The organism is Fibrella aquatilis, from assembly GCF_017353255.1.
Classification (GTDB): Bacteria; Bacteroidota; Bacteroidia; order Cytophagales; family Spirosomataceae; genus Fibrella; species Fibrella aquatilis.
The window spans coordinates 1-22,165 of the sequence record NZ_JAFMYU010000040.1 but is presented as its reverse complement, the minus strand read 5'-3'; the positions used below and the strand labels follow the sequence as shown (position 1 = coordinate 22,165).

17 protein-coding genes are annotated in these 22,165 nt (G+C 56.9%); 6 read left to right on the top strand and 11 right to left on the bottom strand.

The genetic code is table 11. The features are described from left to right. Positions 1-132: 132 nt before the first annotated feature. From J2I48_RS27860 to lgt, 4 genes are all read right to left on the bottom strand, one after another. On the bottom strand, positions 133-1,470 hold the full coding sequence (locus tag J2I48_RS27860; RefSeq protein WP_207338824.1) for a spinster family MFS transporter: 1,338 nt from the start codon (positions 1,468-1,470) through the stop codon (positions 133-135). A 28-nt stretch (positions 1,471-1,498) separates the two neighbouring features. Next, the gene (locus J2I48_RS27855) at positions 1,499-1,903 is read right to left on the bottom strand and encodes a GNAT family N-acetyltransferase (protein ID WP_207338823.1); all 405 of its coding nucleotides are present in this window, start codon (positions 1,901-1,903) and stop codon (positions 1,499-1,501) included. 112 nt (positions 1,904-2,015) lie between these two features. Beyond that, positions 2,016-2,645, bottom strand: coding sequence for a transposase (locus J2I48_RS27850; RefSeq protein WP_207338822.1), 630 nt, complete (start codon positions 2,643-2,645; stop codon positions 2,016-2,018). Positions 2,646-2,817: 172 nt separating this feature from the next. Continuing rightward, positions 2,818-3,681, bottom strand: a complete 864-nt coding sequence (lgt, locus tag J2I48_RS27845) for a prolipoprotein diacylglyceryl transferase (protein ID WP_207338821.1) — start codon at positions 3,679-3,681, stop codon at positions 2,818-2,820. Positions 3,682-3,804: 123 nt separating this feature from the next. Here lgt and yidD point away from each other — a divergent pair, with 123 nt between their 5' ends. The 3 genes from yidD (at position 3,805) to J2I48_RS27830 (ending at position 4,857) form a co-directional block, all read left to right on the top strand. Beyond that, positions 3,805-4,014 (top strand): membrane protein insertion efficiency factor YidD, encoded by a 210-nt coding sequence (gene yidD / locus J2I48_RS27840; protein ID WP_207338820.1) that lies wholly within the window; start codon positions 3,805-3,807, stop codon positions 4,012-4,014. Between the two features lie 5 nt (positions 4,015-4,019). Next, positions 4,020-4,400, top strand: a complete 381-nt coding sequence (locus J2I48_RS27835) for a co-chaperone GroES (protein ID WP_207338819.1) — start codon at positions 4,020-4,022, stop codon at positions 4,398-4,400. Positions 4,401-4,476: 76 nt separating this feature from the next. Continuing rightward, complete coding sequence (locus tag J2I48_RS27830; RefSeq protein ID WP_229376851.1) at positions 4,477-4,857, top strand: DUF4174 domain-containing protein; 381 nt, start codon at positions 4,477-4,479, stop codon at positions 4,855-4,857. Positions 4,858-4,965: 108 nt separating this feature from the next. On the opposite strand, the gene J2I48_RS27825 is transcribed toward J2I48_RS27830, so the two are convergent. Then, on the bottom strand, positions 4,966-6,927 hold the full coding sequence (locus J2I48_RS27825; RefSeq protein WP_207338818.1) for a sialate O-acetylesterase: 1,962 nt from the start codon (positions 6,925-6,927) through the stop codon (positions 4,966-4,968). Between the two features lie 81 nt (positions 6,928-7,008). On the opposite strand from J2I48_RS27825, the gene J2I48_RS27820 reads away from it, so the two are divergent. From J2I48_RS27820 to J2I48_RS27810, 3 genes are all read left to right on the top strand, one after another. Next, complete coding sequence (locus J2I48_RS27820; RefSeq protein ID WP_207338817.1) at positions 7,009-7,896, top strand: NmrA family NAD(P)-binding protein; 888 nt, start codon at positions 7,009-7,011, stop codon at positions 7,894-7,896. Positions 7,897-8,055: 159 nt separating this feature from the next. Then, positions 8,056-11,289 (top strand): SusC/RagA family TonB-linked outer membrane protein, encoded by a 3,234-nt coding sequence (locus tag J2I48_RS27815; protein WP_207338816.1) that lies wholly within the window; start codon positions 8,056-8,058, stop codon positions 11,287-11,289. 14 nt (positions 11,290-11,303) lie between these two features. Further along, a complete protein-coding gene (locus J2I48_RS27810; RefSeq protein ID WP_207338815.1) occupies positions 11,304-12,836 on the top strand; it encodes a SusD/RagB family nutrient-binding outer membrane lipoprotein in 1,533 nt (510 codons plus the stop codon). Between the two features lie 2 nt (positions 12,837-12,838). Here J2I48_RS27810 and J2I48_RS27805 read toward each other — a convergent pair whose 3' ends face one another. From J2I48_RS27805 to J2I48_RS27780, 6 genes are all read right to left on the bottom strand, one after another. Next, positions 12,839-15,238, bottom strand: a complete 2,400-nt coding sequence (locus J2I48_RS27805; RefSeq protein WP_207338814.1) for a hypothetical protein — start codon at positions 15,236-15,238, stop codon at positions 12,839-12,841. Beyond that, positions 15,235-16,377: a DUF4249 domain-containing protein gene (locus J2I48_RS27800; protein ID WP_207338813.1), complete on the bottom strand. Its 1,143-nt coding sequence runs from the start codon at positions 16,375-16,377 to the stop codon at positions 15,235-15,237. Before J2I48_RS27800 ends, J2I48_RS27805 begins: the two co-directional genes overlap by 4 nt. A gap of 5 nt (positions 16,378-16,382) precedes the next feature. After that, positions 16,383-19,139: a TonB-dependent receptor gene (locus J2I48_RS27795; protein WP_207338812.1), complete on the bottom strand. Its 2,757-nt coding sequence runs from the start codon at positions 19,137-19,139 to the stop codon at positions 16,383-16,385. Continuing rightward, positions 19,136-19,825 (bottom strand): hypothetical protein, encoded by a 690-nt coding sequence (locus tag J2I48_RS27790; protein ID WP_207338811.1) that lies wholly within the window; start codon positions 19,823-19,825, stop codon positions 19,136-19,138. The genes J2I48_RS27795 and J2I48_RS27790 overlap by 4 nt, the downstream gene beginning before the upstream one ends. A 199-nt stretch (positions 19,826-20,024) precedes the next feature. Beyond that, positions 20,025-21,359, bottom strand: a complete 1,335-nt coding sequence (mtaB, locus tag J2I48_RS27785; RefSeq protein WP_207338810.1) for a tRNA (N(6)-L-threonylcarbamoyladenosine(37)-C(2))-methylthiotransferase MtaB — start codon at positions 21,357-21,359, stop codon at positions 20,025-20,027. Positions 21,360-21,576: 217 nt separating this feature from the next. Continuing rightward, complete coding sequence (locus J2I48_RS27780) at positions 21,577-22,089, bottom strand: hypothetical protein (protein ID WP_207338809.1); 513 nt, start codon at positions 22,087-22,089, stop codon at positions 21,577-21,579. Positions 22,090-22,165 lie beyond the last annotated feature (76 nt).

Here is a 22,165-nt window from a genome sequence, read left to right as displayed (position 1 = left end):
ACCACAAACTTGAATCAACTCAAGACACGTTCTTATTTGCCTGTCACCCCGAGCGCAGTCGAGGGGCCTACCTCGCGAAGCCACCAACTCGCGTAGCCACTTACGACTCCCCAGACTTACGACTTTCCAGACTTACAACACCACTTCTACTGCCTTTCTGTACGGTTTCAAACCCCAGCCGTAGGCGCAAAAAGCGAGGATACCACTGACAAAAACAACAATCGCCAGCGAGTAGCGAACGGCCTGTTCGTCGTGGAAAACATAGTCGGTGAGGAGGGCGACCGAGGTGGGGCCAAAGCCAAGGGCAATAATGTTGAGAATGAACAAATACACCGCCGAGGCCAACGCCCGGGCCTGATTGGGCATAAGTGCCTGAATGGCCGCCGACGACGCGCCAAACGGAAAGGCCACAAAAAAACACGGAATGGGCAGCAGCGCCATTGCCAGGGTAGGATTGCTGATGAGCGGAAAGCACGACCCTAGCGCCACGCCCACCGCCGAGTACAGCCCGATTCGGAGTTTCCCGTCGGCAATGCCCCGGCGCGTAAGCTGATCGGCATAACGACCGCCCAGCAAAATACCCGAGGTAGAAAAAATAGCCACTACAGTGCCGTAGAAGGCTCCGGCTCTGCCAATCGTCCAGCCGAAGGTGCGTACAAAGTAGGTAGGTGTCCAGGCCGATGAAGCATACGCGGCCAGCGACAGAAACGTGATGCCGAGCGTGACGCACAAAAACGCCGCCTGCTTTTCGCGAATCAGCCCCATTACTTGGCTCACCGACAGTTGCGCTGCCTGTCCGCCCGCGTTGGTGAGCAGCCCCCGCCGCAGTGGTTCTTTCACGGTCAGCACCAGCAAAGAGATCAGCAAGCCCGGCAAGCCTATGTAAAAGAACAGAGTTTGCCAGCCAAAAACATCGCCCACCAGGGGTAACGTGACCATGTGCGGAGCCGTACCTCCGCTGCTCACCAGCCAGGCACCCAGCAGTACAGCCAGGCCCGAACCAATGTAGATTCCCGCCGAATATACGCTGATGGCCGTGGCCAGTTTTTCTTTAGGGAAATAGTCGGCCAGGATGGAGTAGGCGGCGGGCGAAAGGGTTGCTTCACCAACGCCCACCCCCACGCGGGCCAGAAAAAACTGCCCGTAACCCCGCGCCAGGCCACAAAGAGCGGTCATCAGGCTCCAGACGGCAATGCCCGCCACCACCAGATTTCGGCGGTTACGTCGGTCGGCCCAGCGGCCCACGGGTATGCCCAGCATCGTGTAAAACAGGGCGAAGCTGAGGCCCATGAGCAGGCTTACCTGGGTATCGCTGAGGTGAAAATCGCGTTTGATGGGGGCTACCAGCAGGCTCAGGATCTGCCGGTCAATAAACGACGAGATGTAGGCCAGTAGCAAAATGGCCACGGTATACCAACCCGCACGGAGCGAGGTGGGCGGGGCAATGGCAGGCGTAGTGGTAGGGGTCATGGTCGGTTCGGTTTAGGGAACCGGTAAGTTAGAGCAATCGCTCGTATTGCTGGTAGGGGATAGGCCCTTTGTAGAAAATAGGCCCGGTGGGCTGCATACCGCGCCGGGTATAAAACGAGGCGGCACTCAGTCGCGCATCACAGCATAATCGGTTGGCATTGAGTTGTTTGGCTACGTCGATGACCCGGCGCAACAACAGAGAGCCAATGCCCTGCTGCTGATAATCTGGGTGAGTAGCAAACTTCCGAAACTGTGCCCGCTCACCGTTCACAAATAACGAGATCACGGCCACCAGCTGCCCGTCCACAAACGCCCCGACATGGTGCCCGTCTGCATCGTTGGGCAGACGTACCTCATCGAGCGACTTATCGGGCCAAAGCACCAACTGCCGCAGGGGCAATGTATCGTCGGCAGTGATCGGGGCGAGGGTCATGAGAAGAGACGAGAATCAAGAAGTGAGAAACAAGAGGCTAGAAAAGTCTAAGTTCTTAATCTTTGGCGTCTTCTCGCTCACTTCTTGTTTCTTACCTCTTGTTACTCACCTCTCACTTCAGGTCTGACAATTTAGCCAGGTCCAGGGCTTCGATGGCGCTTTTGAGGGCGTCGGGGTCGATGCCGTTGCCTTTGGCGGTGACGATAAACCGGTTTTTGACCAGCACGGCCGTTTCGCCGCTTTTATCGGTCTTGTTGTATTTCTCGTAGGCCTTGTTGTCGCCCATGCGGGTGGTGCGCTCGTAGCCGTTGTCGTCTTCTTTGTCTACCTCAATCATGCTCCAGGCGGCCATACCCATCAGCATGGCCGTACCCCCGGCGTCGACCACCGTGAGGTCGATGTTCTGGCTATTGTCGGCGTTTTCGTAGCGGGCGGTGGCGGTAGAAAAGGTCATGCCGGCGGCCCCGTTTTTTTCACCCGAAGCACTCTTGCGGGGTAATTTGGCGGCTTCAATGGGCAGCAGGTCTTTTAGTTTTCGGAAGTCAATGGTTTCAACGGGGCCGTTTTTTTGGGCTTCTTCGGCTTGTTTAGCCATTTCCTGCACGGCTGCAAGGGTACCCGTAGCCGAGATAGAGGCCTCTTCGGTCTTTTCGGTTTTATCACCGCCGCCGCAGGCAGTAACGGCAATGGCAAGGAAACAGGCGGCCAACAGGCGGGTACTGGTTAGTGGGAAGGTCAACATAAGGGTGGGAGAGTGGTGATGCAGGCCGGAGGTAGCTTGCAGGATCGAAAATAGGCTGCTGTCCCGTTCGCACCGCAACAAATTGAGTAAACGTAACCGGGGGAGCACTAAAAAACCCCGCAACGGGCCGGGAGGCACGCTGCGGGGTTTTTTAGTGAAGCAGATTACGAACCTAAACCATTGTTTCCGAATGCGTTGGCAAGGGTGTTCGGCGGCTGCGCCAGACAAAATACACGCCCACCAGCACCGCCGGGATACTCAGGATCTGCCCCATGTTCAGCGGCAAGTTGTTCTCAAAAGACACCTGATTCTCTTTAATGTATTCGTAGAAAAAGCGCAGGCCAAAAACCCAGATCAGGAAGATTCCCAAGAAGAGACCACGGGGTGTTTTTTCGCGCATCCGGTTCCACATGGCAAACAGAATAAAAAACAACGTCAGGCACGACAGCGATTCGTAAAGTTGTGCTGGATGCCTAACTGCATTCAATGGGTACTCATTGTTGTATTTGAAAATGAAGCCCCAGGGCACAGTTGTCTGGATGCCCACAATTTCATGGTTCATGAGGTTGCCCAGCCGGATACAAGCCCCCGCCAGGGCCACCACAATCACAATGCGGTCGGTGGTCCAGAGAAAGGTTTGGCCCGTGAGGCGGCTCGATTTCCGGCGCGAATACAGCCACAGCGCCGTCAGGATGCCGATGGTAGCGCCGTGGCTGGCCAATCCGCGGTAGGGGGGCAGGATCACTTCCAGCGGATTGCGAAACAGTACTTCGGGTTCGTAGAAGAGGTAATGGCCGATGCGGGCACCCAACACGGTCGAGATGACCATGTAGATCAGCAGGGCGTCGAGGTCTTCCTGGGGTTTGCCTTCTTTGCGGAAAATCCGGGTCATGATCTGCATCCCGATCAGGAACCCGGCGGCGAAGAGCAGCCCATACCAGCGAATTTCAAATTGGGGAAACTGGAAGCCAAACAGTTTGAAGGCGTCGATGGAAAAAAGGACCGGGTTAGCGTCCCAGACGATGTAAGCAAGCATTCGCGCGATGAGAGGAATTTTGGGACTAATTCGTTGTTACCATGAAGCAAGTGGCCGCCCGTTGGGGCACCGCTCCACGGGCAAAGATAGGCAGATTTCACTCCCAGACACGGACCGGATCGTATGCGGTATTTACTAATTGGGTTCGTTCGTTTCTACCAGGGGGCGGTTTCGCCGTTTTTGCCCAACGCCTGCCGCTACACGCCCACCTGCTCACAATACATGATCGAGGCCGTAACCAAACACGGTGCCCTTCGGGGCGGCTGGCTGGGCCTGAAACGCATCAGCCGCTGCCACCCCTGGGGGGGCCACGGTCATGATCCAGTACCTTAAAATGTATGATCAACATCACACCCGACAATAAACTGACGCGCCTGCTGGTGGTAGGCGACCGCGTGCTGATTAAGCCCAAATCACCTACCGACCGCACGTCTACAGGACTTTATTTGCCGCCCACCGTGCAGGAAAAAGAGCAGGTGCAGCGGGGCTACGTGATCAAGGTCGGACCGGGGTATCCTATTCCGATGGCTACCGACGACGAACCCTGGAAACAAACCGAAGAAAAGGTGAAATATATGCCCCTACAGGCTCAGGAGGGTGATGTAGCCCTGTACCTACAGCGCAACGCCATTGAGATTGAGTATGAGGGCGAACAATACGTGATTGTGCCGCAGGCGTCTATTTTATTGCTCGAACGGTCCGAAAACTTGTTTGATTAACGCCATTACTATGAACAGGATGCGCCCAGCCGGGTTATGGTTAGTAGCCTTATTGGCCCTAATCTCACTCAGCAATATGGAAAGTGTAGGTAACCAGCAGAAGTCACTGAAATCACTTCTCGACGAAAAGAAAGACCACCGGCGTGTGGTGTTGCTCTATGGCCGTCAGGCCGCGCAGGGACACCTCATCGACCAGCAACAGATTTTCCGTGCCCAACAGGCCGGCATGGATGAACGCGAGATCGACGTGATCGTAACCATCGACTACGAAATGACCGAACCCGACCGCCAGTACTTGATGGAGCATTTCCACTTCATCCCCTCCGACGATTTCGCGGGCTACCTCATCGGCAAAGACGGCGGCCTGAAGCACCGATTTACCACGCCCATTGCCACCAACGAGCTATTTGCCCTGGTAGATGCCATGCCGATGCGCAGGGCGGAGAAGAAGCATTGATTTACGAATTACGATGTACGAATTACGATTTTTGCTGACGCCTAGGTTTGCTATACAGCAAGCTTGTATGTCAACCCAAATCGTAATTCGTACATCGTAATTCGTAAATCAAAAACCTTTCCCCTCCGTCACCGTTTTCCAGTCATCGGTACGGAAGGGGACGGCGGGGAAACCAGCTTTGTTGTAGAGGTTTATTTCGCCGTTGTCGTCGGCCCAGCCGTAGCGGACGGCTATGGGATTGGCTACTGAGTCGGCCCTGACCACAACGCTGTCGCCCCGGATTTCGGCGCGGGCGTAGTAGAATTTTTGGTCGGCACCGGCTAGTTCAAAGCCCATCAGGTAGCCGTACTTGTTTGGCGTGGTTAGGCCCTCGCCTACGCTATTGAAGGTCAATACGGCCTCGTTCCCACTGATAGTTAACTGCTTGTACTGCGGACCTGCCGAGGTGATAGCCTGCTTGTAGGCCACGCGGCGGGCTTCGGCAGCCAGGCGCTTGCCCACGTCCTGTTTGTTGGTAGGGTGAATGTCGGTGGGGTTGCCAATGTCCGACGTCACGGCCATGCCCGTATTAGGCAGGCTGAGGGCCATAGTCTGCGCTTCGCGGAGTTCAGCCCAACTGCTCCCTTTCTGGCTGTTGCCCCCACCGCTGTTGAAGTTGGCCAACTGCACAAACAGGAATGGAAAGTCGTCGCCCCACTGCTTCCGCCAGTCGGTAATCATGAGCGGAAACGAGGTTCGGTATTGCTTGGCCCGCCCCGCATTGCTCTCGCCCTGATACCAGATCACACCCCGCAGGGCATAGGGCACCAGCGGTTTTAGCATGGCGTTGAAGAGCAACGTTGGGTGGGCATTTGGGCCGCTATCGGCCGATGATGGGAATACATGGGTTGCCCGATAACGCCAGTCACCAGCCAGCGGTACGGACCAGTTTGAGCCGGTTAGTTTCATGTCGTCAGCTTTGGCTGTGAAACCGCCGCCCCCGCCCGTATCGGTGATGCGGATGGCAATGACGTTGACCCCCGGCTTTAGTATACCCACCGGAATAGTGTAGTTGCGGGGTTCATTATACGCCTGAATGGCCCCCACCAGCTTCCCATTGATAAATGTAGAATCTTGGTCATCTATAGCACCCAACGATAAGCTAACGTTCTGCATATCAGCGTTGTCGGGAATGATTATCGTTTTCCTAAACCAGACCACGCCATCCATATTGCCCATTTTCTGGTCAAATAGCACAGGTGCTGTCATGGTGGGCCAATTGGCATCGGGTGTGGTGGGCTGGTGGTAGGCGGCGGCCTCGGCGGGGGTGGGCAAAGGGCCTTGTTGTTGCTGTATCAGGGTCATCAGCGCCTGCATACGTGCTTGTGCCGTTCCGCCTGTTTTGTCAATGGCGTCGAGGCTGGGACGGAGGGCGGCATCCGAGGCGATGGCTTCGCGGCTAGTCCAGGTTTCGGAATGGGTGCCGCCCCAGGAGCTATGCACCAGCCCAATGGGCACATTTAGCGCCTTTTGCAGGTCGCGGGCAAAGAAATAGCCTACCGCCGTAAACTTGCCCGCCGTTTGGGGTGAACAAACTGACCACTGCCCAGCCACGGCACTTTGCGGGGTGGTAGCCGTAACGTGGGGCACGTAAAACTGCCGAATCTGCGGGTAATTGGCTGCCGCTACTTCGGCCTTACCGTCTTTTGCCGCCGACAGGGGCCATTCCATGTTTGACTGTCCCGAACACAGCCACACCTCGCCCACCAGCACGTCGTCGAACGTGGCCGAACCTGATTTGCCCGCCGCCGTTAAGGTGTAGGGACCACCCGCCGCCACGGGGCTGAAGGTAGCCTGCCACCGCCCGTATACGTCGGCTTTGGCGGTCTGAGTTTGCCCGGCCATGGTCACCGTCACTTTTTCGCCCGGCCTAGTCCAGCCCCATACCGGAATGGGCTTTTGCTGTTGCAACACCATGTGCGAGGCAAACAGGTCAGGCAGTTTAAACGCCGACGGCCCAGTTTGTGCTGTGGCTATTGTGAAGGATATGAAGAATACAAACTGGGTTAAAAAAAGACTAAAACGGGCCATACGCTTGACAAGTAAGGGACTGGAGTAGTTTACACAACAAGTATTTTCTATGTCTAAACGCCTCAACGAACCTGATATACCATGCCGCCGACCACAATCCTTATTACCACGCCCCTGGGCAACGTAGGCTTAGAAACGCTTCGCGCGTTGGCCACCCGGCCCGAACGCTCCCAACTTCACCTCATTGCCGCCGTGCGCAACCCCGACAAAGACCTCGCCGCCCTCGCCACCCTCACCGACGCCGTGATCCGGTTTGACTTCGCCGACCCCTCTACGTTTGCGCCGGCATTGGTTGGGGTAGACCGCCTGTTGCTGGTACGCCCGCCCCAACTAGCTGACGTAGATCACTATTTCAGGCCATTCATAGAAGCCGTGAGGTACGCTGACGTGCAGCAATTGGCGTTTTTGTCGTTGCAGGGTGTAGAAAGTAACTCGCTGACGCCCCACCATAAGATTGAACAGCTGATTGTGGCGGCGGGCATCCCCTACACGTTTCTGCGCCCCAGCTTTTTCATGCAGAACCTGAGTACTACCCATCGCGCCGAGATCGCTGACCGCGACGAAATTTATATCCCCGCCGGTAACGGTCGCACCAGCCTGATCGACGTGGTAGACATTGGTGAAGTAGCCGCGCTTGTCCTGACAGATGGTACGGGACATCACCTGAAGAAAGGCTACGAACTCACTGGCAGTGAAGCGCTTACCTACTACGAAATGGCGCAGACGCTGACAGCTGTGCTGGGTCGGACCATCACGTATAAAGATCCGTCAGTGCTGGCGTTTATATGGCGCAATTGGCGGAAAGAGAAGATGCCTCTGTCATTTGTGCTAATTATGGTGGCCCTGTATACCGTCTCTAAATTGGGCAAGGCCGCTGGCACTACTTCTGTTTTTCAGACGCTTACTGGTCATGCACCCCGGACGTTTCGCCAGTTTGCCGAGGCCAACCGGGGAGTGTGGCAGCGGTAGTATATCATTAGTCATTGACAGCCAATGACCAATGCCCATAAAACCAGTTGGTTGGTAGTAGAAAGCGGGTAACATACAGCTTTGGCAATTATTGTAATGTTCTAAGATCGTGTTGATCTATTTGAACAAATAATTACCTAATCAACCCTCCAAGCTGTTATGATGCACACGTTACAAACACGATTACAAGTGGCCTGGCTACTGTTTTGGGCCATTCTTCTCACGCTATCGGCGCAGGCGCAGGATCGCCGCCTGACGGGGCGTATTGTCTCGGGCAAAGATCAGCAACCCATTCCGGGCGTGAACCTGGTGGTGAAGGGAACCCAATTGGGCACCACCACCGATGCCGACGGCAACTTTTCGCTTAACGCAGCACAGGCCAAGATACTGGTTATCAGTGCCATTGGCTACCAGTCGCAGGAGGTGGCCGTTGGCAACCAAACCCAACTGACCATCACCCTTCAGGAAGCTGAACAGGCCTTGACTGAGGTGGTCGTGACGGCCCTGGGCATTAAGAAAGAAGCTAAACGACTGGGTTATGCCACCGCTATTGTAAACCCGGAGGCCATCACCACCAACCGCACCGTTAACTTCATCAACGCTCTCCAGGGCAAAATTGCGGGGGTCAACATCAGCAGCCTGGGTACGGGCGCGGCGGGCACGAGCAAAATCCGGATTCGGGGGCAGTCGTCGTTTTCGGGGCAGAACTCACCCCTCATCGTGATCAACGGCGTACCTGTAGACAATACCAACTTCGGGCAGAACACGGGCAACACCGGCGGCGACAACTCCATCGGTAACCGCGACCGCAACTACTCCGACGGCGGCGATGGACTGTCGTCGATCAACCCCGACGATATTGAGGGCATGACGGTGCTGAAAGGCGGCACGGCAGCCGCGCTCTACGGCTCACGGGCCAAAGACGGGGCCATCCTGATCACCACCAAAACCAAAGGGTCGGGTCAGGGTATCGGCGTGACCTACAACACCAACTTCACCTCCGACCACCCCCTCGATTTTACCGATTACCAGTATGAGTACGGGCAGGGCGAATATGGCGTGCGGCCACAGGCGGCCAACCCCACGTCGGGCGTGTGGAGCTTCGGCGAAAAGTTTGCCGGGCAAACGCAGGTGCTGTTTGGTGGGCTGAGCGTACCCTACCAGCCCGTGCGCAACCGCATCAACACGTTCTACCGCGACGGCTCAACCTGGACCAACTCGGTGGCTCTCTCGTCGGGAAGCGACAAGGGTGGGTTTAGCCTGTCGCTGTCGAACCTGGACAACAACGGCATCACGCGTAATAACTCCTTTAACCGCAAAACGCTGAACCTGGGCTTTAGCTACAACCTGTCGCCCAAACTGACCGTGACGGGCACGCTGAACTACTCGAATGAGTACAACAAAAACCCGCCCCAGATTGCCCAGCAGGATAATAGTACCCCCACGGTGATCTACACGCTGGCCAACTCCATGCCGCTCGACCTGCTGGAGGCCAACCAGATCAACCCCGCCACGGGCAACGAGTTTGTTTATTCGCGGTTCATGAACCGGACCAACCCCTATTTCGTACTCAATAACAAGTTCGAGAACATTCGCCGTGACCGCCTCTTTGGCAACGTGTCGGCGCGGTATAACCTGGCCGACTGGCTCTATGTGCAGGGCCGGGTGGGGCAGGATTACTGGAGCCGCGATCAGGACTACAATTTCCCCACGGGGCAAGCCTCATTGGCGGCGGCACCGGCTGGCTTTGTCAATGGGTCACTGGTGCAGGAAAGCCGCCGGTTCCGCGAAATCAACGCTGACTTTCTGATTGGGGCCAACCGCAAGTTCGGCAACTTCGGCATTGACCTCACGGCGGGCGGCAACCAGCTCTATCGCCGCAGCGATCTGAACAGCGTGTTGGGCACCGATTTCATCGTGCGCGGGCTGTATGTGATCCAGAACACACGCGTGAAAGACCCGATTTATAATCTCTCAGAGCGGAAAGTAAACTCGCTCTACGGCGCGGCTGAATTTGCCTACAAAGACTTCCTCTTTCTGAACGGCACGGTGCGCAACGACTGGTTTTCGACCCTGGCCCCGGCCAACCGGAGCATCCTGTATCCCTCCGTAACGGGCAGTTTTGTGTTTTCGCAGGCGTTCGAGAACATGCCTTCGTGGCTCAATTTCGGCAAACTTCGGGCGGCCTACGCCGAGGTGGGCAGCGACGGCGACGTGGCACCCTATTCCAACAACCTGTTCTACGCGGTGTCGGCCAATTTGTTTCCCAACCCAGCCGGGCAGGGGCAGCCGGTGGGCTTCATCACGTCGAACACGGTGCCGAGCGCCACACTCAAGCCCAGCCGCACCGCTGAAGCCGAGATTGGTCTGGAACTGAAGCTGTTCAACAACCGCGTGGGCCTCGACGTGGCGGTGTACAACAAAATTACCAGCGACCAGATCGTGTCGGCCCAATCGTCTGATGCATCGGGCTATACCAGCACCTTGATTAACAACGGACAGAGCCGCAACCAGGGGGTTGAAGTGCTGCTGAACCTGGGGGTGCTTCGGCTGAACAATTTTTCGTGGGACATCACGCTCAACGGTTCGTACAACAAAACGAAACTGCTCCGCCTGCTCACCGACGACGACGGAACACCCGAAAAAGATTATAACAAGGATGGAAAAGCCGAACAGATTGTGGTGGGAAATGGCGTTTTTGTGGGTGACCTCCGGCAGGTGGTTGGCCAGGAACTGGGGCAACTCTACAGCTTCGGTTACAAGCGCGACGCTCAGGGACGCATTGTTCACGGTGGTGATGGCCTGCCGGTGCGCACAGATGCTCCCATTTCGTTTGGATCGGCTCTGCCAAAATACGTGGGGGGTATTACCAACTCGTTCACATATAAGGGACTGAATCTGTCGTTTTTGATCGATTTCAAACTGGGTGGCAAGATGATCTCGGGCACCAACCTCAACCTGTTCCGTCACGGATTGCAGAAAGAAACGCTGGTGGGTAGGGGTCTTCTCTACGACGCCACGGGCCGGGAACTGATTGTGGGTGATGGCGTAAATGACAAAGGCGAAACCAACGCGGTTCGTGCCGCATTGCAGGATTACTACTCAGTGGGCCGGTCGAAGAGTCTGGGCGAGCAGGTAGTGTATGATGCAGGTTTCTGGAAGCTACGGCAGATTTCGCTGGGCTACGATTTTACCAAATTGTTGCCCAAGAGTTTGTTTATCAAAGGTATACGCCTGAGCGCTGTGGCCAACAACGTGGCGATTCTAAAAAAATGGGTGCCCAACATCGACCCCGAACAGTTCGGCTTTAGCTCGGATAACCTTGTCGGGCTGGAATCGACGGGTCTGCCCACTACGCGCAGCATCGGCTTTAACCTCAACGTCCGGTTTTAACCACAACCCACTTTATGAAAAAGATCATCATCTCTACCATGTTTATTGCCCTGCTTACGGGCATCAGCAGTTGCGATAAAGGGTTCGACGAACTGAACGTCAATCCCACGGCGGCCACCAGCCTCAACCCCGTCTTTACCTTCAATAATGCCATTATCAACACGGCGTTTCCAGCCTCGATGCTGGTGTTTGAAGAACCTATTGTGCAACAGTTATTCTCGCCAAACTCGGGCGTGCTGGCCGGAGGTAATTTCAACGTAGACAACCGGGGGCCTGCCGGTCCGAATGCGGCGCTGTGGCAGCAATATTACCCCAACGTGGTGCGGTATCTGGTCGACGTGATTAACCAAACCAGTGGCGATGCCAAACGCAGCAACCTCTATAACATGGCCCGAATCTGGAAGGCCTACACGTTTATGGTGCTGACCGACAGCTACGGCGACCTACCCTACTCAGAGGCAGGGCTTGGCTATTTGAAAGGTAACGTAACACCCAAATACGACACCCAGCAAAGCATTTATGATGACCTGATTAAAGAACTTTCTGAGGCCACTGCTGCCCTCGACGCCACCAAGCCTACCGAAGCGGGTGAGGTAGCCTACGGCGGCGACATTGCCAAATGGAAGCGGGCGGGCAACTCGCTGCTGCTGCGGGTGGGTATGCGCCTCTCAAAAGTAAACCCCACCCTGGCCCAATCAACCGTGCAAAAAGCGGTGGCTGGGGGGCTTATGCAGGCCAGCACCGACAACATGGCCGTGCGTAACGATGCTAACTACAAAAACCCGGTGGGCAACCTGCTCAACTCGACCGAAGCGGCCAACTACTACCTGACGGGTTATTTTGTGGACTACCTCAAAAGCACCGCCGACCCGCGGCTTCAATCTATTGCGGTGCGGTATGTGGGGGCTAAGAGTGGCCCGGAGCAGACTGCGGCCAGGGCCGTTACTGATCCCGCCCAACAGATTGGTATGCCCCTGGGCTTCGACAACGGCACGATTCCCGCCCGTGCCCTAGCCGACAAGCTCGCCAGCTTCTATGATTACTCGCAGCTGGACCGTAACCGATTGGGTCGGTTCGACGTGCCTACGTACCTGGTAACCTATGCCCAAACACAGTTGCTCCTGGCTGAAGCGGCGCAACGTGGCTGGACCACTGGTAACGCCGCCGATTTCTACAATGCGGGTATAACAGCCCATATGCAACAACTGGGTATCACCAACGCCAATGCGGCGGTGCCTCCAGCGGCCATCACGGCCTACCTGGCGGCGAATCCGTATGTGGCGGCAAAAGGCCTGGAGCAGATCAACACGCAATATTGGGTGGCGTCTCTGCTGAATGGTCCCGAAGCGTTTGCCAACTTCCGGCGCAGTGGCTTTCCTAAATTGACGCCTAATCCGTATCCGGGCAAAGAAATCAAAGGCAGCTTTATCAATCGCCTGTCGTACCCTGATTTCGAGAACTCGGTAAATGGAGCCAGTCGTCAGGCCGCCATCGACCGCCAAGGCCCCGACAATCTCGACACCCGCGTCTGGTGGGATAAGCAGTAGCCTCACTTCAACCCACCCTGCACCACAATGGTCTGCTGCGTGAAACCGGGCTGGCCGGTGGGGGTGAGGCCCTGTGCCACCACGAGATAAGTGCCTTCCTGGTCGGAGGTGTAGAACGTCAGGCTGGCGTTGCCTTGCGCGTTGGTCTGCACATGGGGTTGCCAGTGGAGCAGCGTACGGAAATCGGGGCGGCGGCTGGCTTGCAGGGCGGGCGTGGGGTAGCGGGGGGCGTAGAACTCACGGGGGTGTTGCAGGCCGTCATATTCCAGCACCACGGCGCGGGCATCGGGTTGAAAACCAGCCAGATCGCCCCGATACGTACGGAAGCTGATGATGCCCGGAATGGTGGCATAACCCAAAAAATACCGCCGCGTGATTACGTCCAGCGACTTGATTTTCAATGGGCTAAGCGCCATGACTTTGTCGGTGTCGAACACGGGCACACCGTCGATCAGCATCAGCGGGGCCTCGTCGAACAGCTTGCGGTAGGGGATATTGTTGACCCGCAGGGCCGCGTGGCCGCTTTGTTTCCGCACTGCTACGCCGGGTACGTACTCGCTCAGCACCTCGTCCATGACCGTAAACCGGGTGTAGGCGTCCAGGTTGTACCGCTCGTCGGGAATGCCGTAGAAGGCGGAACTGTCGCGGCTGGGGGGCGTGGGTGGATTCACGAATCGGCTGTAATAGCTCGTCTGCACCTGCATGGCCAAACTCCGTTCCCGCACCGACTCTGCCGCCGACGACGCCAGGTCGAACGGGGGCAGGGGGGTGGTGGCGGGTGTTTCGGTGTAGGGGTTCAGCAGTTCAACGCGGTAGGTGGTGTCGGGTGCCGCCGTTTGCAGTACCAGGTCGTTGGTGCCGCGCAGGTCGGGCAACTCAACCCGCACCAGCCCGGCAGAATCGGAACGGGTGCTGTAGAGGCGGACGGCCTTGCCCGGAACGCTCAGGTAGACGGGCACGTCGGCGGTGGGTGCACCCGTGCGGGCGTTGGTTACGCGGCCGCGCACCACCAGCCCCCGACGTTCGGGCAGGTCGACAACCGGGCTAACCGGGCTGGGTTTGGGTGGCAACACGGCTTTCCACGTAAACCGACGCCAGCCGTGGGTCAGCATCAGGTTGTCGAGGGCCGCGTCGGCCTCCGGGCCGGTGTGAGTCAGGTAATAATCGGGCGATTCAACTGTGCCACGCAGGTCGGAGGTGAGCCAGAGGTAGGCGGGCAGCGTACCCGTTTCGGCTGCTTGCAGGGAGTCGAGGCGGTACACGGCCATAGACATATCGGCCTGGGCGGGCTTGCCGGTGGCATCGGTGGCCGTTAGATCGAGCCTGACCGGGGCGCGGCTGGCGTAGGTGGCCTGATCGGGCTTGGCCCGGAGCAGCAGGCCCGGTTGCGGGCGGTTGCACCAGAGCCGTTCGCAGACGGGTTGCCCCGCCCCGTCGAACACCGTCAGGTGCGCGATGCCCTCGCCGAGTTGGTTTTTTGGAACGGTGAAAACGGCTTCATTGCCCGACATCGTCTGCGCCGCTGATAGGGTCAGTACCTGCCGCGTATGCCCCAGCAAATACACCGTCGGGCTGTTGGCCCCCACCCCGTTGGCACGCACCGTTACCCGGAGCTGATCGCCCGACTGCCCGACCTGCATACTGTAGCCAGTAGGGTAAATAACTGGTAGTGAGTACGTTGTCGATTTGGTTTTGCCGCCGCTCAGCAACACCCGGTAGGTGTTTTTGGCCGATGGCGTGAATGAAAACGTACCTATGCCAAACCGCATTGGCCCAAACCGTGCTACGGTATCATTGGCCTGCGTGAGCACCACGCCGCCACTGTTCACCCCCCGCCCGGTCTGGGTATCCACCACGTTCACGGCTACGGTGGCGGGAAGGTCACTCACCAGATTGCCGCCTTCGGGAAAGAACTGCACGTCGAGGGCGGGGGCCTCGGTGGGGGCTGCCAACCCCAGCTTGCGGAACGGGTTAACCACCGTCACCAGTTTCTCGAAGGCAAACTCCGGGCTGGTCTGTTTCATCCAGTGGGTATAGGCCCGCAAGCGGTAATGGCCTGACGGTAAAGTAGTTGGTAAGACCACCGAGCCGCTACCCCGCCCTGTATCTAGTGCCACTTTAGTCTGCAAAACGGCCTTCTGCTGGTTGTCGATCAACTCCAGATACGCCACCTTGCTCAGGTCGAGGGGGCGGTGCGTGGAGCCGTCAACGTAGAACAGCCGAAACCATAGCAACTCGCCCGCCGTGTAAGTAGTCCGGTCGGTGTGGACAAATAGTTTCTCGGTTGGGTGCTGCTGCTGGTAGGTTTCGAACCGATGCTGAAGCTGCGTCAGGGGCTGTTGCGCCAGCGTAAGGTAGGGTAGGGTGGCCAGGCAAAGGAGGGTCAGGATGGGTCGGTTCATGGCCAGTAGCTGGGTTTCACAATGGTGCCCCGGTCGCGGCAATCGGTGCAGGCAACGCCCGTGGCCACGTAGCTGGTACTGCTGCCCTCTACTGGCCTGATGACGTTATAGCCCCCGCCCGGCCTCAAAAAGACATCCAGCGGCTGCTTTTCCTTTGGAATTGTGTCGGTGAAACAGCCTTCGTAACCCGTGCGGATCTGGTTGCGGGAGAGGGCTGGTGGGCGCTTGATAAACACCCGAAGTTGCTCGGTGGTATAACCATCCAGAAAACCCAGTACTGGTTCGGTGGGGTTGGTTACGCAGTGCAAATTGCCCCCCACCTGCGACGGCAGCGGGTCGAACAGCCCGCCCAACTGCTCGGTGGTTTTAAGCAGATTCTCCCAATACGCATACCCCTCTGCCGACTGTGCATACTGGCTCACCAGGATGCTATAATTGACGTTCAGCTTGGGCGACGTGGCCGACAGATACAGCAGCGGCGCTTTTTGAAGTATATCCTGCGTAAGCCGCGCCGACGACCCCAGCAAAGTAGTACTCGACGTTTCGGTGCGCCAGCAATGGTTAATGGGTGGTCCAGTACGCTGTATCAGCTCCTTATTCACGTACTCCAGCGGCGACTCGAAGGGTGTGTAGAACTCATAGGTGTCCTCATACTCCCAGCGGTAGTAGCGGGTCTTGTTGCTGGCATCGTGGGTGTTCACGTAGATCTGAAGTCCGTTGCCCACCACCTCTGCCGTTAGGCTGTCGATTTTGGGTGTCTGCTTCATCGTGATGGGGTCAGAGAGGTATTCTTTGCCGTCGCCCGTTTTGATGCGCACCTGGTATTTACTGCCAACAGGCAGCGTCGCCGATGCCAGCGTGTAGGTGCCCTTGGTGGTAGTTTCGACAAATGAATAGGGCGTCCCTTCCAGCCTGATCGTGGCTTTTTGTTCGGGCGAAGGCTTGTTGGCGTTGGCCAGATTCTGGGTGCGTGACAGTTTAATAGTGCTGCTGCCCGTGCCGCCGTTCAGGTTGCCCTCTACCACCAGAAAGGTGTTGGGCGAGGCAATTTCGGGTGGGCGGTAGGGGTCAACGCAACTGCCCACCGTGAGCAGCATTGCCCCCTGCAACCACCGTAGCCATTGTGCCTGTTTTTGCATAACGTCTAGAATTTGAAATTGTAGGTCAGCGTGGGAATGGGCTGGCCGAAGATAGATAACTGATACCCCTTGATGCCCTGCCCCACCGAGTTGAAATAGACCGAATACGCGTTGCGGCGGCCCGTGAGGTTATAAATGCCCAACGTCCAGGAGCTATGCGCCAGCTTGCGCACCTTGTGGTTGCCCTCGATATTGAGCGATACGTCGGTGCGGAAATAGTCGGGAATGCGGTACTGATTCCGCTCGGAATAGTACACCCGTTCGGCCCCGGCCAGAGCGTATTTGGCCAGCGGCAGCGTGATGGGCCGACCGGTGCTGTAGGTCACGTTGAACGAGATGCTCAGCCGCCGGTTGATCTTGTAATTGCCTACCAGCGTCACGTCGTGGGGTTTGTCGTAGCTGCTGGGGTACCAGTTGCCGCCGTTCACCACGTCCGATCCGTCGGTACCGGTGGTGCGCAGCAGTGACCGGGCGTAGGTGTAGCTGAGCCAGCCGTTGAGCTTGCCGGTCATTTTTCGAATCATCAGCTCCACGCCATAGGCCACGCCCTCAGCCCGCACCACGTCGGTTTCGAGGTGATGATTCAGCAGCAGGGTGGCCCCGCTGCGGTAGTCAAGCTGGTTTTGCAGGGTCCGGTAATACCCCTCGGCCGATAGCTCGATGGTGTTGGCGCGGAGGTTCTGGTACAGCCCCAGCGAATACTGATCGCCCACCTGTGGCCGCAGGTAGGTGTCGCTCAGTTTGTAAATGTCCAGCGGCGACACAGCCACCGAATTAGAAATCAGGTGCAGGTATTGCCGCATCCGGTTGTAGCTGGCTTTCACCGAAAACGCATCTGTAATGGCGTAGCGCAGGGCCACCCGGTACTCAGGCCCCTGATCGGCTTTTACCAAACTGCCCGATCCGTAGGTCAGCGTGTCGCGAATGGTGCTTTCAGCGCGGGGAATGCCCGGCGCGTAGGTGTACACCTGACCGGGACCGAGATTCATGAACAGCGAATAGCGCAACCCCACGTTGACCGACAGCCGGGGCGAGACGTCGAACCTGTCGCCGATGTAGACGGCACTTTCCAGGCCCTGTTCACCCGGTACCACGTCGGTTCGAATGCGAGAGTCGGTACCCGACGGTCGTAAACTGCCCGGATTGAGGTCGTAGCGGGTGCTGCCAATGCCGAAGTCGATGGTGTGGCGGGTGTTGGGGAAGTAGTTGAAGTCGGCTTTGAGGCCGCTTTGCTGAATGTCGAAACCGAAGCGGAACGCCTCCGCCGGCCGCTTATTACTCGACACGGCGTATTGGTAGCGGCTGTAGGTGCCGGTGAATACCCCGTAGAGTTTGTTGCCATAAACGTGCTTCCACTTCAGCGCCGCCACCTGATTGCTGTAGGCGTAGAGACTGTCGCTGTTGAGCTTAAACTGATCGTGGCTGAGGTAAGCCGAGAGGTAAAAGCTGTTGCGGTCGTTGGCCTCGTGGGTCAGGTTCAGGTTCACGTCGTAGAACGAGGCGCGGCTGTTGGCGTAGCCGCCCGGCAACTGTTTCAGCAGCCAGTCGGAGTAGGTAGAGCGCACCCCCACCAGGATCGACGTTTTGTCGGTGATGAGTGGCCCTTCCAGCGTGAGCCGCCCCGTGAGCAGGCCAATGCCCCCCGCGCCGGTGAGCTTCTTTTTGTTGCCATCACGCGTGCTCACGTCCAGCACCGACGACAGCCGACCCCCATAACGCGACGGAATGGCACTTTTGTAGAGTTCAACCGACTTGACAATGTCGGGGTTGAAGGCCGAAAAGAATCCGAACAGGTGGGAGGGGTTGTAGATCACGGCGTCGTTGAAGAGGATGAGGTTTTGCCCCGCCGAGCCGCCCCGCACGTTGAAGCCCACCGTGCCTTCGCCCACCGATTTTACGCCGGGCAGGGTCATCACCACCCGAATCAGGTCGGCTTCGCCCAGCACCGTGGGCACCTGCTTGATGGTTTTGGTGTCGAGGCGTTCGGCGCCCATCTGCGTGCTCGACACGTTGGCATCTTTCTGCGCCCCCACGATTACTTCTTTCAGCGGCACCACCTCCTCGTCCATCTCGATATCCAGCTTGCCATCACCGTAGAGCATGAGCTGGCGTTTGGTGTCGCGCAGGCCGAGGCTCCTGATTTTCAACTCGTGACGCCCGCGGGGCAGGGCAATGGAATAGAAGCCGTACTGATCCGTGACGGCCCCGATGCGCGGTTTTTCAATGAGCACCGTCACGCCCACGGCCGGTTCGCCGGTGGTGGTGCTCTTGATGCGCCCAGCTAGGGTGGCGTTGCCCGGTCGCCCCGCCAGATTCCGCGAGCCAATCTCAAACAGTTTTGTTTCCAGCGTCAGGCGGGCCGTTGTGCGGGCCGCGCCGTAGTCAATGGTCGTGGTGTCGGGAGCACCGCCGCGCTCAAAAAAGCCTATCGGCAGTTCCGTTCGAATGGCCTGATCGGTGGTGATAAAGACCCGGTTTCGGCTGTCGATGGCGTAGCGAAGCCCGGTGCCGGAAAAGGCCGTGTTAAGCAGCGTGGCCAGGGGTACGTCGGTGGCCTGCGTCGTAACGCGGAGGCTGTCTACGTCGGCGGGGTTGAAATAAAACCGGTAGGGTGTTCGAGCTTCAATTGTTTGCACTAACTGAGCAAACGGCGCATTGGTAAACTGCCCACTCACGATGATCGGTCTGGTTTGCTGACCCAGGGCTAACTGACCGGTAATGAGGCTGATGATGAAGAGAAAAACAGGAAAAGATTTCGTCATAACGATTGATTTAATTCATCATACGCTTTAGCCAGTTTCATAAATGCGTCGTCCATGTTTGGCTTAAATTGCAGCCTTTCTTTTCGCGCAAAAGCCGCTAATTGTTTTTTGCGATCTTCCAGTAAATTGAATAAAGCCCGTTTATTTTTTACGACATAAAATTGCCCCGACTTTTTAATGTAATACGTAGTTTTTGGGTCGAATACACCATAGCCGCCGCTGACGGATGGATTGATTAAAATTTCTTTTTTATGACGGGCTACCAGTTGCGTTGGGCCGTTGTAGAGCAGGTCATAAAAGCCCGTTGGCAGGCCGTGTTTGGTGCTGTCGGCCATGCGTACGAAGGTGTGATTGAGGAACGAAAACGACTGAATACGGTCGCTGAAGAGGGCCATGCGGTAGCCGGTTGGGTGAGCCAATACTACTTCATCGCGCACGATGTCGTAGAGCATGGGCAACGCAAAAACCTGCCCATTGGCCTGTATTGCCCCATTTTGCATGGTGTCGGACTCGAAAAAGGGATGCACCTTCAGCCGCCGGTCGTAGCCGATGTATTCAATGCCGCTGTAGAGTCGTTCGGGATTACCGTTGACCAGGACTATCTGTTTACCCGTACTGTCAGCGGTTTGCCCACGTGCAATAGTGTGAAACAGGAAATAGAAAAGAATAAGAAACGTTGAGCGCATATAATGGGGAAAAGAATATGAAGGGAGTTTGTGGTTTGTGGTTGGCTTCGCGCTTGCGGCCCCTCGACTGCGCTCGGGGTGACAACGAACTTGAATCAACTCAAGAAGATTGCTTATCGGCCTGTCACCCCGAGCGCAGTCGAGGGGCCGCAAGCGCGAAGCCAACCACAAACCACAAACTACAAACTCCCTTCTCCAATTAATGCGTGTCAACCGCCATTTCTACTTCGTCGGCCTCCATTAATCCTGCTGAATTGATGGCTGACAACTGTACCGGCACCAGTTCATTGATACGTAGCGGGTCATAATTGGCCACTACGCGGACGTAGTTCTCGGTGAAGCCCTGCATCCGGCCAGTAGCCTCGTCTACGTCGTCTTCAAACAGCACCATAGCCTCACGCCCCACCTGCGACTCGTAGAACGCCCGCCGCTTTTTGTCCGACAATATATGCAGCATCTTGCTGCGCTCGGCCCGGACGTGGCCAGGTACAACGGGTTTGATGGCCACGGCCAGGGTATTGGGCCGCTCAGAATAGGTGAACACGTGCAGGTACGAAACGGGCAATTCGGTCAGGAATTGGTAGGTTTCGCGGAATAGCTCGTCGGTCTCGCCGGGGTGGCCTACAATCACGTCGACGCCGATGCAGGCGTGGGGCATGAGTGCCTTGATTTTCGCTACCCGCTCGGCATACAGTTCGCGCTTGTAGCGGCGGCGCATCAGACCCAACACGGCGTTTGAGCCTGATTGCAGCGGCACGTGAAAATGCGGCACAAACCGCTTCGATTGGGCTACAAAGGCAATAATGTCGTCGGTGAGCAGGTTCGGCTCGATGCTCGAAATGCGGAAACGGTCAATGCCCGCTACCTCGTCCAGTGCCCGAATCAGTTGAAGAAACGTCTCGTCTCTATGGCCGTTGACCAGCCCGAAATCGCCGATATTGACCCCCGTCAGCACGATTTCCCGTACGCCACGAGCCGCAATCTCATGGGCAGCCCGCACCACATTCGCCACGGTGTCGGACCGGCTTTTGCCGCGCGCCAACGGGATAGTGCAGTACGCACAGGGGTAGTCGCAGCCGTCCTGCACCTTCAGAAAGGTACGCGTCCGGTCGTTGAGTGAGTAGGACGCGTGGTAATCAATGGCGTCTTCGATGGGCGAGTTCAGCACCCGGCCCGGCTGCCCGGCGGGGGCTTTCGTGAACGTGGGCATCAGCTCGGCCAGCCGGAATTTTTCGGCAGCACCCAGCACGGCATCAACGCCCGGAATCTCGGAAATCTCAACGGGTTTTAGCTGGGCGTAGCAGCCCAGAATGGCCACAAAACCGTCGGGGTTAATCTTCTGCGCCTCGCGCACGATTTTGCGGCATTTTTTGTCGGCGTTGTCCGTCACCGAACAGGTATTGATAATGAATATATCGGGCCGCTGATTAAACTCAACGCGCTCGTAGCCCTGCTGTTCCATCATGCGGGCCAGGGTCGAGGTCTCGGAGAAGTTCAGTTTGCAGCCAAGCGTATAGAAAGCTACTTTTTTCATAATGCGCACCACACACCGACAGGATTTAGTGTGTTTGTCCTGCAAAAATACAAAATGCGTACTGGATGGGTTCAGGTGTAATGCTACCAGCAGAAAGGGTTTTTTGACAGGATTAGCAGGATTTCGGGATTGACAGGTTTTCTTTCTAATCGGTCAATCTGCTCCGACTAGAAAGAAATCCTGTCAATCCCGAAATCCTGCTAATCCTGTCAAAAAATTATTTCCCCGATAATCGGCTGCCGTCGGCATACACAATGTCGGCGATGCGGAAGCGACCATCCTGTTTGGTCATCTCACAGCGCATTTCCTGTGGTTTGCCTTTGTCGTTGTAGGTCACGAACACCACGGCTTCGTTGCCCGATATGTTAGCGGGCAGTACCCACATTTTCTCGGCCTGTTTGTCGGGAATGTTAAACAGGGGGTTTACCGTAGCTTTTTTGCCCGTTTTTTTGGCCATCGCCAGCACCTTCGCCGCCACGGGCTTGGTGAAAAACTGTTCGGCGAGGGTTGGGTCTGCGGCCTCGTAGAACGGGTTTTCCTTCACCCGATGTTCAAAATACAACGCCCGTACCAGTCGGTCGGCGGCGGTTCGGGGTGCATCGGGACCGGGCTTTTTGGTTAGATCAACCGTGGCCGTAGCGGCGGTGTCGGCAGTTATGGTTGCCTCAGTTTTAGGCTTGTTCTGGCAAGCCGCGAGGAGGAGGAGGGTAAAGAGGAGGGCTGGGCGCATGTTGGGGATTTACGATGTACGATTTACGATTTACGATTTTTGCTGACGCAAGTGTAGCCCGGACGCGGGACCGCCC

Coding starts and splice junctions, on each gene's coding strand:
- J2I48_RS27855 (WP_207338823.1), bottom strand. CDS start 1,903: ATGACCCTCGCCCCGATCACTGCCGACGATACATTGCCCCTGCGGCAG.
- J2I48_RS27850 (WP_207338822.1), bottom strand. CDS start 2,645: ATGTTGACCTTCCCACTAACCAGTACCCGCCTGTTGGCCGCCTGTTTC.
- J2I48_RS27815 (WP_207338816.1), top strand. CDS start 8,056: ATGATGCACACGTTACAAACACGATTACAAGTGGCCTGGCTACTGTTT.
- J2I48_RS27805 (WP_207338814.1), bottom strand. CDS start 15,238: ATGAACCGACCCATCCTGACCCTCCTTTGCCTGGCCACCCTACCCTAC.
- yidD (WP_207338820.1), top strand. CDS start 3,805: ATGCGGTATTTACTAATTGGGTTCGTTCGTTTCTACCAGGGGGCGGTT.
- J2I48_RS27835 (WP_207338819.1), top strand. CDS start 4,020: ATGATCAACATCACACCCGACAATAAACTGACGCGCCTGCTGGTGGTA.
- J2I48_RS27780 (WP_207338809.1), bottom strand. CDS start 22,089: ATGCGCCCAGCCCTCCTCTTTACCCTCCTCCTCCTCGCGGCTTGCCAG.
- mtaB (WP_207338810.1), bottom strand. CDS start 21,359: ATGAAAAAAGTAGCTTTCTATACGCTTGGCTGCAAACTGAACTTCTCC.
- J2I48_RS27825 (WP_207338818.1), bottom strand. CDS start 6,927: ATGGCCCGTTTTAGTCTTTTTTTAACCCAGTTTGTATTCTTCATATCC.
- J2I48_RS27860 (WP_207338824.1), bottom strand. CDS start 1,470: ATGACCCCTACCACTACGCCTGCCATTGCCCCGCCCACCTCGCTCCGT.
- J2I48_RS27800 (WP_207338813.1), bottom strand. CDS start 16,377: ATGCAAAAACAGGCACAATGGCTACGGTGGTTGCAGGGGGCAATGCTG.
- J2I48_RS27820 (WP_207338817.1), top strand. CDS start 7,009: ATGCCGCCGACCACAATCCTTATTACCACGCCCCTGGGCAACGTAGGC.
- J2I48_RS27790 (WP_207338811.1), bottom strand. CDS start 19,825: ATGCGCTCAACGTTTCTTATTCTTTTCTATTTCCTGTTTCACACTATT.
- J2I48_RS27810 (WP_207338815.1), top strand. CDS start 11,304: ATGAAAAAGATCATCATCTCTACCATGTTTATTGCCCTGCTTACGGGC.
- J2I48_RS27830 (WP_229376851.1), top strand. CDS start 4,477: ATGGAAAGTGTAGGTAACCAGCAGAAGTCACTGAAATCACTTCTCGAC.
- J2I48_RS27795 (WP_207338812.1), bottom strand. CDS start 19,139: ATGACGAAATCTTTTCCTGTTTTTCTCTTCATCATCAGCCTCATTACC.
- lgt (WP_207338821.1), bottom strand. CDS start 3,681: ATGCTTGCTTACATCGTCTGGGACGCTAACCCGGTCCTTTTTTCCATC.